At 58.9% G+C, this 12,245-nt stretch carries 13 protein-coding genes and 1 pseudogene; 5 read left to right on the top strand and 9 right to left on the bottom strand.

Features of this window, described 5'->3' with window-relative positions; all coding sequences use genetic code 11:
• Positions 1-190 precede the first annotated feature (190 nt).
• Both AB7951_RS04685 and AB7951_RS04680 read right to left on the bottom strand, forming a co-directional pair.
• Positions 191-352: a hypothetical protein gene (locus AB7951_RS04685; RefSeq protein ID WP_184511611.1), complete on the bottom strand. Its 162-nt coding sequence runs from the start codon at positions 350-352 to the stop codon at positions 191-193.
• A gap of 15 nt (positions 353-367) precedes the next feature.
• A complete protein-coding gene (locus AB7951_RS04680) occupies positions 368-619 on the bottom strand; it encodes a hypothetical protein (protein ID WP_184511612.1) in 252 nt (83 codons plus the stop codon).
• Between the two features lie 206 nt (positions 620-825).
• Here AB7951_RS04680 and AB7951_RS04675 point away from each other — a divergent pair, with 206 nt between their 5' ends.
• Positions 826-1,083 carry a hypothetical protein gene (locus tag AB7951_RS04675; protein ID WP_441255701.1) on the top strand — a complete coding sequence of 86 codons (258 nt, stop codon included), beginning with the start codon at positions 826-828 and terminating at the stop codon, positions 1,081-1,083.
• Between the two features lie 108 nt (positions 1,084-1,191).
• Here AB7951_RS04675 and AB7951_RS04670 read toward each other — a convergent pair whose 3' ends face one another.
• Positions 1,192-2,028, bottom strand: a complete 837-nt coding sequence (locus AB7951_RS04670) for a hypothetical protein (protein ID WP_120293181.1) — start codon at positions 2,026-2,028, stop codon at positions 1,192-1,194.
• A gap of 482 nt (positions 2,029-2,510) precedes the next feature.
• On the opposite strand from AB7951_RS04670, the gene AB7951_RS04665 reads away from it, so the two are divergent.
• Positions 2,511-2,921 carry a DUF2177 family protein gene (locus AB7951_RS04665; protein ID WP_199712142.1) on the top strand — a complete coding sequence of 137 codons (411 nt, stop codon included), beginning with the start codon at positions 2,511-2,513 and terminating at the stop codon, positions 2,919-2,921.
• A 5-nt stretch (positions 2,922-2,926) separates the two neighbouring features.
• On the opposite strand, the gene AB7951_RS04660 is transcribed toward AB7951_RS04665, so the two are convergent.
• The 5 genes from AB7951_RS04660 to AB7951_RS04640 all read right to left on the bottom strand — a co-directional run bounded on the left by AB7951_RS04660 (position 2,927) and on the right by AB7951_RS04640 (position 6,802).
• Complete coding sequence (locus AB7951_RS04660) at positions 2,927-3,496, bottom strand: hypothetical protein (RefSeq protein WP_120293179.1); 570 nt, start codon at positions 3,494-3,496, stop codon at positions 2,927-2,929.
• Between the two features lie 3 nt (positions 3,497-3,499).
• A complete protein-coding gene (locus AB7951_RS04655) occupies positions 3,500-4,528 on the bottom strand; it encodes an SAM-dependent methyltransferase (RefSeq protein WP_439059599.1) in 1,029 nt (342 codons plus the stop codon).
• A complete protein-coding gene (locus AB7951_RS04650) occupies positions 4,528-5,358 on the bottom strand; it encodes a DUF1295 domain-containing protein (RefSeq protein WP_439059600.1) in 831 nt (276 codons plus the stop codon). Before AB7951_RS04650 ends, AB7951_RS04655 begins: the two co-directional genes overlap by 1 nt.
• 143 nt (positions 5,359-5,501) lie before the next feature.
• Positions 5,502-6,152, bottom strand: coding sequence for a ChrR family anti-sigma-E factor (locus AB7951_RS04645; protein ID WP_120293173.1), 651 nt, complete (start codon positions 6,150-6,152; stop codon positions 5,502-5,504).
• Positions 6,149-6,802: a sigma-70 family RNA polymerase sigma factor gene (locus AB7951_RS04640; RefSeq protein WP_439059602.1), complete on the bottom strand. Its 654-nt coding sequence runs from the start codon at positions 6,800-6,802 to the stop codon at positions 6,149-6,151. Before AB7951_RS04640 ends, AB7951_RS04645 begins: the two co-directional genes overlap by 4 nt.
• 135 nt (positions 6,803-6,937) lie before the next feature.
• Here AB7951_RS04640 and AB7951_RS04635 point away from each other — a divergent pair, with 135 nt between their 5' ends.
• From AB7951_RS04635 to AB7951_RS04625, 3 genes are all read left to right on the top strand, one after another.
• Complete coding sequence (locus AB7951_RS04635; protein ID WP_120293171.1) at positions 6,938-8,284, top strand: NAD(P)/FAD-dependent oxidoreductase; 1,347 nt, start codon at positions 6,938-6,940, stop codon at positions 8,282-8,284.
• The gene (locus AB7951_RS04630; protein ID WP_120293169.1) at positions 8,284-9,105 is read left to right on the top strand and encodes a DUF1365 family protein; all 822 of its coding nucleotides are present in this window, start codon (positions 8,284-8,286) and stop codon (positions 9,103-9,105) included. The genes AB7951_RS04635 and AB7951_RS04630 overlap by 1 nt, the downstream gene beginning before the upstream one ends.
• A 397-nt stretch (positions 9,106-9,502) precedes the next feature.
• Positions 9,503-9,976 carry a TspO/MBR family protein gene (locus AB7951_RS04625; protein ID WP_439059603.1) on the top strand — a complete coding sequence of 158 codons (474 nt, stop codon included), beginning with the start codon at positions 9,503-9,505 and terminating at the stop codon, positions 9,974-9,976.
• A 409-nt stretch (positions 9,977-10,385) separates the two neighbouring features.
• Here AB7951_RS04625 and AB7951_RS04620 read toward each other — a convergent pair.
• Positions 10,386-12,037, bottom strand: a pseudogene (locus AB7951_RS04620) (acetolactate synthase large subunit).
• Positions 12,038-12,245 lie beyond the last annotated feature (208 nt).

Below are 12,245 nucleotides of genomic sequence, written 5' to 3'. Positions count from 1 at the left end.
TGCCGTTGCCGAAAGCACCCATACGTGTCCGAGCCGTGGGCCAGACCGTAGGAGAGGATCGACGCCGCCGTTTAGCGGACATCCATCCATAAGACGCGAAAACATTTTCGCAAAGAAGCCGCCCGAGCATATTGCTCGGACGGCTCAATCGTCGACCCATCGAAAAGATCGATGCACGTCCGCCGCAACGTCAATGAGTGTCGGTCCTTTTCCACTTTTCAAGGTCCGGCTTTTCCCGGTCCTGAGCAAACTGTTCCTTTTCCGGCACGCCTTTCCAGGGCTTGTCGGTCTGTTTCGTCGGAGCCCAATCTGACTCCGTGCGGGGATCATCTTTGGGATTTTCTTTGCTCATGGTCCCTCCGAAATGCTACTTGCCGGCGCCGATGTTGCCGCCCTTGATGTTGCCCAGCGAGTTGTCCCCTTGCCCCGAATTGCCGCTGTTGCCCTTCAGAGCGGTATTGCCGCCAGTATATGTGCGGCCGGTACCGGTGGTCATACCTTGACCGGAGGTGACGCCCTGCTGAGTGTGGTGCCGGCGGGACTTTTCGGCGGACGCCGACGACATCGTGGCACCGACGAGGAGAAGCGCTGTAGCGCTGATCGTTATAATCTTTTGCATTGAACCAAAGCCAATCTGTTCATGAAGCCCTTGTCAGTCGAACGTGGCGCTGCCTGACTCGTTCCGCGCCGGGCCCCCACTAACAGCCTCGTGGCAATCCCCGAACCGGCCCGCCAAGCTCTTCTCGTGGCGGTCAGATAAACTAACGAGAAGCGTGCAGGCAAGGTGAGCTACACAAGAAGGCGCGGCCGAAGAGCATCCTGGCCGTGTACAATCGCTTCTTTATCATTCTGGAGATGCAAAACCAGATCGTAGATGCGCCCCCTCGTCAAAGCGTTTACGCGCCTGGCAAAACCAAGATATCGGGCGATCTGATCTTCCAGTCCGATGCACTTGGTACACATATTGCGCTCCCATTTCAGGCTGGAGCTATGCTCTCATCACTGATTATTAGCCAAAATCCGAGCAGCGATGAAGGTCAAGTAATGCGCCCGGCTCTTGTTCCCTGCACTCCTACGCAATGAATAAAGGCCCCGCACCGCGGGGCCTTTATTCATCGAAGCAGCAGGACCAGAATGATCAGCGGCAGTGGAATTCCAAGTAGCCATAGCAGAATAGGCATTGTTCTCTCCTTATCGCGTGCGACGCGCTTTCCAAGTTCCGTCTCGAAGTCCACCGCCCTCGGTCGCCGCCAGGCTCGCAGAAAAGGCGCCAATCAAAAGTGATGCCGTGAGCCAAAAGGCGAGCTGCATTGCAGCCTTTCGAGCATTATCGGCAGCGGCCTTTGCATCATTGGTGACTTCGGTAACGCGCTTGTCAGCATCAGGTTCGCTCAAACCGGTGCGAGCGGCCACGACTTTATTGACGTAAGCGCGATCGGCTGGCTTCAGCTCACCGGCTCGGAGGCTAGAGGCCATTATGCGGGACAGTTCACCGCGCGCGTCAGCACTGTTGCCATCGCCAGATGGTGTCGATGGACGCAATAGTGCGTCGATGAAGCCTTCGACCGGTCCCGCCTGCGCCGCAGACGCCGTCGCACCAGCAGAGACTCCCGACGTCGCGCCGCTTAAAACGGTCGTCGCGGGCGAAGCTAGGAGTACAGCACCGAGCACCGTTGCAAATGCCCATGCCAGAAACCCATGCGCGGTGTCGCGGAAATAGACCTCATCTGCATGAACGCCAATCCAGCGCGACCGCAGACGACCAGCGAGATATCCGCCGATCGACGACGAGATCATGGCGATGACGATCAGATAGATTCCCGTCGTGATTTTGAATGTCGTAGCCGATACGCTGGACGACCAGGGCGACACGACTGACAAACCAAGCCCTGCCCCGAAAGCAATAAGAACGAGTGTCAACGCGAGCGAGACGACGGCACCAGCCGCGACTGCAGCCCACGAGACACCCGCAACCGAAGGCTCGTCTACGCCAGGGGAAGCTGGCTGCACGACAACAGTATCAATCATTCTGAAATTCCCCTTGGAGCGGCTCCGGAATAGATACCGATGCCCACACAATGTGCATTCAATAGTATGGTTCCGCCCGCGAAGGCGAATTCGCCTGTCTTCAGCGATTGCGCAAAGGTGGGCGGACGACGAGCTTGATAGAAAGACGCTAAGCCCCTCGAGCAACGATCAGCCAACTCAAGACGATCGCCCATCATCCAATCCGGTACGGCGACGTTGACGTCGGTACTATCGCTCAGCAGGATTGGGATCCGAACCCGGAGCGGTCTGGCGTCTGGAAATGGCCTTGCGGCTTTTACGCTCAATCCCGACAAATGTTTCAGAGTGGCCCCGGACCTCGACGCAGCACGCGCCGGCTTTGATTCCTTCTACGGGAAATCAATCTGTTTCTGATGTTGGACATTGCCGTCATGCGGCAGAGTGATCCGACCATCTCGCTGGCGCGTAAAATCTTCAGCGTCGACTCGGTAAAGGAAATTACATTGAAAACTTATGGCATCGCCTATGTCGCGACGGGTCTGGTATTTCTCGGAATGGACGCGATCTGGCTTACGCTTGCGTCGCAGCGGCTGTATCGACCGCTGATGGGCGAGATGCTGCTTGATAGCTTCCGGCTGGTACCGGCGATGCTCTTCTATCTGATTTACGTTGCCGGCATCGTGGTGCTCGCCATTGCACCGGCCATTGCCAGCGAGCGTTTGACAACGGCCACGCTCAACGGTGCTTTCCTCGGGTTCGTTGCGTATGCGACCTACGATCTGACCAACCAGGCGACGTTGCGGAACTGGCCGGTGGCGGTGACGATCGCAGATCTATGCTGGGGAACGTTGCTGACGGCCTCTGCCGCAACCATCGGCTTTCTGATCACGCGCGCCTTCACAGCTTCATCCTGACGAGCTTAAGCACGTCGGCTTAACATTTCCGATGCGACAAGTCCGATGAACACGGTGAGGATGCCAGCGCTCATGACGTTCAATCTGAGGAAAGCACGGTATTCTGAGACCGCGTAGAGGTGGACGGGGGCGCCATACGCGCCATCGAGTCCAAGGTAAGCCATTATCGCCAGCCCAACCAGAATGAGGGCGGTCAACCTTTCAGATGGTCGAAAGAAGGTCGCGGCAATCAGCGCACAAGGGATGAGAAAAATCTCCACGCCCGATGCCTGCCCGAACACTTTTGCGCTCAAAACCGTATTGGCGATGCCGGTAAGTGGGAGAAGCGCACGGCCTGCCGTTGGCAATCGCCTAGCCAGTGCGGGTACCGCGAGGAAAAATGGCGTCGACAGGAACGTGAAGAAGGTCGGCCAAATGTGTTCGCTGACGGCCCAATAGACATAGAGCGGATAGAAGGGCTGGTTGGAGGCGACGACAAGCGCGACCAAGTTGCAGGTCGCGACCATCGGATCATCGTGAGCGGCATAAGCGGCAACTCGCCGCCAGATGTTCCGGACTAGAATCACGAACGCCATGCGTTATGCCGGGCGCAGGAGGTAGTGGCTCACACCCCATTCTTCACCGCCGGCATGCCCGAAGAGCCCTGCCGTCGCCAGGTAGAAAAGCCGCCAGCGTTGATGCCAAAGCGCCGCGTCCGGTCCATAGACTCTACTCAGAATGCTATCAATGTGAGGGCGGTTTGCATCGAAGCGAGCCAGCCAGTCGATCGCGGTTTTCTGATAATGAAGGCCGTTCCAGCGCCAGTCTTGTTCAACGGCAAAGCAGTCCGGAAAATGCCGGATAAGGCCATGGCTCGGCATGATTCCGCCAGTGAAGAAATGCTGCCCGATCCAATCGGCATCGTTGTTATGATCGAAGCGATAGGGACTGCGCCTGTGGCTGAAGACGTGAACGAAAACCCGCCCCTGTTGGGGTACAAGCCATGTCTTGATGCGCGCGAGTAAACTCCGCCAGTTGGACATGTGCTCGAACATTTCGACCGACACGACCCGATCGTATGTGCTGTCCGGTTCGAAAGCGTTCATGTCGGCAGTGACGACGCGGATATTTCCCAAACCGCGGGCCACGGCCTCCGCCTCGATGTGAAGCCGTTGCGGGGTCGAATTCGAAACCGCGGTGATATTAGTGCGAGGGAACCGCTCAGCCATGAACAGCGTCAGCGAGCCCCAGCCGCAGCCGAGTTCCAGGAGCGACTGTCCGTCGGCGATACCGGCATGCGCAACCGTTTCCTCAAGCGCCAAGCGCTCGGCATCGGCCAGCGATTCGTGACCCGTCGAATAGAGGCAACAGGAATATTTGCGACGTGGGCCGACCGTAAGGGCAAAGAATTCGGGCGGCAACTCGTAGTGCTGTGCGTTGGCGGCGTTCGCATGTTCTGCGATCGGGTACTCTGCCATGGTGCGCGCGAAATCGCCTTCCTCGCGATCGCTTGCAGCGGCAAGTTTACTTCTCGTGCGCCCGACCAGAAACTCGATGCCCATTCGCGTCATTGGGTCGGGAAGCGGACGGCACTCCGCGACGCGTATCGCCGAGGAAATCAGGCTCATCAAAGGTCTTCTTTGTTGCCGGCGGCGCCAGCGCCGCTCTGCGGGCCGGGCCAGAATGCGTTGACGCGGTGCTGGTATTCTCGGAAGGCCTTGCCGCGCGACCGCAACATGTGCCCTTCGAGAGGCGGAATGCCGGAGGCGTGGACGAGGAGCCAATACATCAGCAATGGCCCGGCGAAAGCCAGCCACCCCTGCGGATAGGCGCCTGTGAGATCGACCGCGATCACGGCATAAGCCAGCCATCCCAACCATTCAAAAAAATAGTTTGGGTGGCGTGACCTACCCCAAAGCCCGACGTCGCAAACTTTTCCCTGGTTTCCGGGGTCTAGGCGAAAGGTGGACAGCTGGCGATCCGCGATCGTTTCCCCGACAACGGCCGCAATCAGGATGGCAATTCCGAGCCAGTCTAGGACCCTCAGGCCAGGAGTCGGATTTTGCGCCGCGATCATGATGGAGAGGACGAGTACCAGCGCAGCCAATGCCTGGATTTGCAGGAACCAGAACAGGTGCGATCTGAAGGCACTTCCCCACTGCTCGCGCAAGTGCCGGTAGCGAGGATCATCACCGCCCCGCGCGGTGCGCGCCACGATGTGGATGCCGAGACGCAGTGCCCACAAGACCGCCAGCACTGCCACGAGTATCTGACGCGATGAAATTTCCCCCCCGGCGAAAGGGAGAAGAGCGGCGGCAGCGCCGAACACGCCCGTGGCAAACGACCATATCGCGTCGATCCATCCTGACTGGCCGGTTCGAAGCGCGACCAACCATGCTCCCGCCATGGTCAGTGAAAGGAAAATCGCAAGCGCAACGACTGCGATGACCAGTGTCATGCGATCCTGTCCCGTACCGTCCAAACTGGCACAATTTTCGCGACGGCTTTCTCGCAAGGCCAATTACACGACCTCATGAAACATCTTCATAGGCCGACCGAGGCTAGCCAAAGGAATCTGATCGGCTGTGCCGCCGCCATTGTTCAGAATCCCACGATCGGACGTAGGAGACGCCCCAGAAATCCATGAAGGCGCGTATCTCCTTCCAAAGCAGCGAGACAGACGCAATCCGACTTCTCGCCGACAAGGGGCCGGTGATTGACTTCATCATCGGCTTCGTCGAGATCGCCGGGAAAATATTGACTGCGCTCGTCCGACAGAGATCCAGATAGAATCTGCATAAACTCCATGCCGGTGTGTCCATGGGCAGGCAGATGAAGCCCCGCTTTACCCTTAATCATCATGACTTTGGCATCTGGACTTCCGGCAATTTGGACCTTGCTCCATCTGAAGCCGGGGCCAAGCCATCGCCAGGGACCAATTTCGCAGTGGCGCATCGCATGAGGGAGCTCGATGCCCAGGTCCGGCTGTTTCCTCGGCCTGGGTTCTTTCACTAACGTGGATGGAATGCTTTCCAGCCGCTCCATGGTCCGTCCGAACAAATCCTCAGCAAGCGGAGCCAAGCGCATCTCGTCGAGGATCGCCCCGCCCACAGCCTCGAACCGGGTTAAGCGCTCGCGGCAAACGGCACATCCTTCGAGGTGGACGCGAATGACTAGCGCCGGGCCGGCGCCCAATGCTCCGGTCGCAAGACGCAGAAGCGTTTCGTCGCTGGGGTGATGGTTGATCGTCATATATCGCGGTCCAATAGCGTTCGCAGCCGGTTCAATGCGAGCCGGACGCGGGATTTTACGGTGCCGAGCGGGATGCCCAGCTCACGAGCGATCTCCGCATGCGGCGCTTCGGAGAAGAAAGAGAGTTTCACGATGGTTGCCTGTTCATTTGATAGGGTCGCCAGCGCTTTCCGGACCTCTTCTTCCCGCTCTGCCATGATCACGATATCTTCGCCCGACGGTGGCGTGTCCGGTTCGTCACTCAGATCCAAGAGATGATCGGCCGTACGGGAGCGCGAGCGGCGCAGCCTGTCGATCCTCTGGTTACGAGCAATCGTAAACACCCATGTCGACGCGCCCGCCCGGCTGGGATCGAAATAGGACGCCTTTCTCCATACCGCGATCATGACTTCCTGTGTCACCTCCTCGGCAACCGACTCCGCGAGACCGGTCCGAATAAGGAAGCCTTTCACACGCGGCGCGAAATAGGCGAAGAGCTGCGCGAACGCCTTGCGATCCTGCGCCTGTGCAACGGCATCTATCAGGCGGATCAACTCTACAGGAGAGGGCAGCACCTCTTTTTGAATGCCCTCGTTCAAAACAATGAGCCTCGCCGCCGGACCGACATCCCGCGTGCGCCTGATGTCGAGATGTAATCTTGCAGCATCCATTTGCCCTTCATACGCGCCCTCCCCCTAATTGGATCACGCCTCAAGTGATCCAATGCGCGCTGGGTTCCGTAAATATTGGCAGCTTGGCGCGTGGAGGGAAGTCTTTTGACGAGAAAGATTGCTGGGAGTGATAGAATGAACAGCCTTAACGCCGCGGCACATAGCGGAAGCCTCGACATAGCCGTTGTTGGGAGTGGTATTTCCGGCCTGTCCGCAGCGTGGCTACTTTCAAAACGACATCGGGTTGTTCTATATGAAGCCGATAGCCGCCTGGGTGGGCACAGCCACACGGTCGATGCCGCGGGCGCCGCGATCGATACCGGCTTTATCGTCTTCAACGAATCCACCTATCCAAACCTGACATCACTCTTTGAGCATATCGGCGTCGCCACGAAGCGATCCGACATGTCATTTGCCGTCTCGCTCGACGATGGCAGGCTCGAATACTCCGGAACCGGCCTTCTGGGCCTGTTCGCGCAGGGTCGAAACGCCATCAGCCCACGATTCTGGCGGATGCTGCGCGACCTCGTGCGCTTCTATCGCGAGGCGCCACGCAATGTGGCGGCCTTGGGCCTGATTACGCTCGATGAGTATCTCGACGCCGCCGGTTATGGAGAAGGATTCCGCAACGATCATCTCTATCCGATGGCGGCGGCCATTTGGTCCACGCCTGCTGCAAAGATCGGGGCCTATCCAGCGGCTTCATTTATCAAATTTTGCGACACCCACGGCCTCCTGAAACTGTCTAGTCGCCCGATCTGGCGCACCGTGTGCGGCGGCAGCCGCTCCTATGTGCGAGTGCTTACTGACGCCATAGCCGAAGTGGTGTCTGACTATCCGATCCGTACAATCGTTCGCACCACGAACGGTTCCGAGGTCGTCGGATATGACGGTGATCGTCGCCGTTTCGATCAGGTGGTGATTGCCACTCACGCGGATCAAGCGCTCCAAGTGCTTGCTGATCCGAGCAGCGAGGAACGGCGATTGCTCGGCGCGTTCGACTATATCGACAACGATGCAGTCCTTCATTCGGACCCTCGCTTGATGCCGCGCCGCCGCCGGGTCTGGTCGAGCTGGAACTACATGGCGAGGGACGACGATGGCGGTCGCAAGCTCGCCGTGACGTATTGGATGAACCGTCTTCAGGAAATCGAAAGCGAGCGACCGCTTTTCGTCACGCTCAATCCCCACCGGGAGATCGCACCCAACGCTATTCTCAGGGAAATGCGCTACAGCCATCCCCGTTTCGATGCGCAGGCGATGCAAGCGCAGAGAGAGCTTTGGTCGTTGCAGGGCAAGCGCAATACATGGTTTTGCGGGGCTTACTTCGGCGCCGGCTTCCACGAGGATGGATTACAAGCCGGGCTTGCCGTCGCTGAAGCCCTCGGGGACCTGCGGCGCCCCTGGACAGTCGCTGACGAATCCGGCCGCATCCATGTTCATGAGACTGTGCTCGCCACGCCTGAAACGGAGGCTGCCTGATGTCGGGCTTTCGTTCGGCCCTCTACTCCGGCTCAGTGATGCATCACCGATTGCGGCCAAGAGAGCATCGGCTGCGCTACAGCATTTTCTACATGCTTCTCGATCTTGATGAAGTCGATATGCTGGCAGGCAGGCTGCACCTCTTCTCGCACAACCGCTTCAACCTCTTCAGCTTCCATGATCGGGATCACGGCGAGGGAGAGACCACGTCGCCGCGGGCCAGGATCGAGCGGCATTTGCAAGAGGCCGGCATCGAAGCCGGCGGCCCGCTCCGGCTTCTCACCATGCCGCGCATCCTGGGATACGCCTTCAATCCGCTGAGCATCTATTTCTGCTACAGGCGAGACAACTCGATTTCGGCGATCTTATACGAGGTCAGCAATACGTTCGGTGAGCGTCACAATTATCTCATTCCCGTTGCCCGCGACACGAAAGTGCCAATCCGCCAGAAAAGCCAGAAGTCCTTCTACGTTTCCCCCTTCATGAGCACCGACATGGTCTATTCGTTTTCTGTCGTCCCTCCGGGAAAGAATTTGACGGTTTCGGTCATCGGTCACGATGCACAAGGGCCGCTGCTCATCGCCAAGCTCGCTGCAACCCGCCAGAATCTGACCGACGCAGCTCTAGCGCACGCCTTCTGCGTTTACCCCCTGCTGACCTTGAAGGTGATCGCAGGCATCCACTGGGAAGCACTGCTGATTTGGCTCAAGGGCATTCGCCGGCATCACCACCCTTCTCCCCCCGATCGACCGATAACACTCGGCCGCGATCTCGAAGCCGCCCCCCATTTGACGAAGGACACGACAAATGTCCTCCGATAGCCAAATCTGGGAGAGCGTCACCTCATCCGCCGAAAGGAAGATGGCGTGAGTTGGCCATGCTACGCTGGGGATGCCGTCGTCGAGCGATGCCTTCTCCAAGAAGGCAAAGGAGCGCACCGACAAGCCGGACGCCTAGGGCAAGCAGTACGCCACCGGGGAATAACTCCGGAAAAAGCCGGACAATGCACTACCAACATTCTGCGACCTGAAAGCAAGCACTGGACGCGATGGCTGGCCGCATGCCCGTTGGTGAGTGGAACGGCACACTCCTGAAGGGCGGGAGTGCCGGAGAGTACGTCTCCGACGGCATCATCGAAATGTACGAGCGCGGCGCCACGTTAATGTGGAAGTCGTCTGAGGCCGGGGAACTGGCGAGAACGCAAGGACTTAACGGTGCATGACTAACAGTTCGGTCGCGTCCTTACTCTGCTCACTTGGGATTTGTTATAGCGTCGCGTTTATCGGCGCTCGGGTTACGACGCCTGAGATTCCGACTTGGTACGCGAGTTTGGCGAAACCATCGTGGACACCACCGCGCATCGCGTTTCCCATCGTCTGGCCCATCCTGTATTTCCTCATGGCGCTGTCCGTGTGGATGTTCTGGGAGGCGCCTCCTTCGCCCGCTCGAACCGCAGCTCTTGGCGCATTCGGCATCCAGCTCGCCCTGAACGCGATATGGTCGCCGATCTTCTTCGGTCGCCACGATCTGCGGTCTGGCATGATTGTTATTTCGCTGTTGTTCGCGGCAATAGGAGTGACCGTCATCATAGGCTTGGGCGTCGACAGTACCGCCGCCTTACTGCTTTTGCCCTATCTCGCTTGGATACTTTTTGCGGCTGCACTCAATGCTCGCATTCTTACAATGAATTAGCGACAACGTGGCATGAGACCGCATTGACGAAAGAGGCCGCCCATTGAGGCATTACTTTCCCCGCTCGATATCGCGGGCCTGTTGTTCCAATTCGTCAGTAAGCTCGATAATACGTCTGGCCGTTTCAGGATCGGTCGTCATCCGGGCCATGGCCCGATACTTATCTACCTTCTCTCGAAGCTCCCTGACTGTACGTCGTGTATGCATTCCACTCTCCGCCGATATCGTTACGCGGGACGGAGAAATTGGTTCTCTAGAACCTCCGAAATAAGGGCGCAGCCAGAATAGGCCACTGCGGCCAAAAACAGGCCAGCACCAAAACTGGGTTCAAACGAATAGGGGAACGAATTGGCCTGATGTCCCTTCGTACTGCAAATGCCTAACCCGTTTCAGTTGTCGAATGGTTTTTTCATTCTTGTTGCTGCATGTCGGCCAGTTCATCCACCAAAACACGAACATTCTCGCTGTAGTCCACCGGCACCACTACGAGGTGGCGGCGAAGGCCTTCTCCAGTGTCGGTGCCAGGCCGCCCGCCTCGGTCACGCGATGACCCTGGGCACCGTAGGACTGCGCGTAGACGACGAAATCCGGATTGCCGAAAGTCATCCCCGCGTCGGCGAAACCGTCGACGGCCTGCTTCCACCTGATCATCCCGTAGGCGTGATCCTCGATGACAAGCACGACCAGATCGAGCTTCAGACGCTGCGCGGTCTCCAGTTCCTGCGAATTCATCATGAAACCGCCGTCGCCGGCGACAACGAGCACACGGCGCTTCGGATTCAGCAGCGCCGCCATCATGCCCGACGGAAGCCCCGCTCCCATCGTCGCAAGCGCGTTGTCGAGCAGCAGCGTGTTGGCGACGTCCGTGCGGTAGTTGCGCGCGAACCATATCTTGTACATCCCGTTGTCCAACGCGACGATGCCGTCTGGTGGCATGACCTGGCGGACGTCGTGGACGATCCGCTGCGGGGTCAGCGGAAAGCGGTCTTCGTTGGCACGGTCGCCGATGTGGCGCAGGATGTCCGCGCGCACGCCGTCCCACTGCGTGGTCTGCTTGAGCTTCCCTTCGGTCTCGGTAGCCAACATGTCGAGACCTTTCGCGATGTCGCCGATAAGTTCAGCTTGCGGGTAGTAGACCTCCTCGACCGTCGCTGGCGTGAAGCCGATGTGAAGCACCTGATGGCGGCCACGCCCCATGATGAATGGCGGCTTTTCGATGGTGTCGTGGCCGATGGTGATGATCAGGTCGGCGCAGTCGATCGCGCGATGGACGTAGTCGCGTTCGCTCAGCGCCGCCGTGCCGACATAGTAGTCGGACGCCCCGCCGACGGCCCCCTTCCCCATCTGCGTGTTGAAGAACGGGATCTTCACCCGGCGGACAAATTCGGAGAGCGCGGGCGCCAGCCTGGGCCTGCTGGCACCGGCACCGAACATGAGCAACGGGCATTTTGCCGAGAGGATGAGCTCGGCGGCCTTCCGGACGGCGTCCATCGAGGGCGCCGGGAGATCGGTCGGGTGGACCGGGACGGCCGAAACGCCGGACACCTTCTCCGCCGCGACATCTTCCGGAAGCTCCAGGTGCACGGGTCCGGGACGCTCCTCCATCGCAATCCGGAAAGCGTTCCGGACGACAGTCGCGATGGAAGACGCACTTACGATCTGCTGCGACAGTTTCGTGAGCGGCTTCATGCTCGCGACGACGTCCACGATCTGGAAGTGCGCCTGTCGGCTGGCGTGGATCGCCTTTTGGCCAGTGATCAGGACCATCGGCATGCCTCCCAGGAGTCCATAAGCAGCCCCTGTAGAGAGATTCAGGGCTCCGGGCCCCAAAGTGCTGAGCGCGACACCAGGCCTCCCTGTGAGACGCCCGTGGGTCGCAGCCATGAAGGCGGCGGGCTGCTCGTGACGCGTGACGACCAGCTCGATGGAAGACTTGCGCAGGCTCTCGACGACGTCGAGGTTCTCCTCGCCGGGAACGCCAAAGATGCGGTCGACGCCCTCGTTTTCGAGAGCCGCCACTAGCAGATCGGAGCCTTTCATTTCCCGGTCCTCGTTGTTCATCGTAAGCTCCTCCGTTTGCCCAGCACCGTATTGGACAAACAGGTCCATTTAATGAAACGTTTGGTGGACTAGGCGTCGGAGCGCGCCCTTCCCAGATTGCCCGGATATGCGCCTCCTGCACCTGCCAGGAACCGACCGGCAGCCGAGAGGACAATGGTTGCTGACCCGCGTTCGAGACGCCATATCCTTGGCCGTTGACGATCCGATC

Source organism: Tardiphaga sp. 285_C5_N1_2, from assembly GCF_052076065.1.
Taxonomy (GTDB): Bacteria; Pseudomonadota; Alphaproteobacteria; order Rhizobiales; family Xanthobacteraceae; genus Tardiphaga; species Tardiphaga robiniae.
This window is presented reverse-complemented; position numbering and strand designations above follow the sequence as displayed.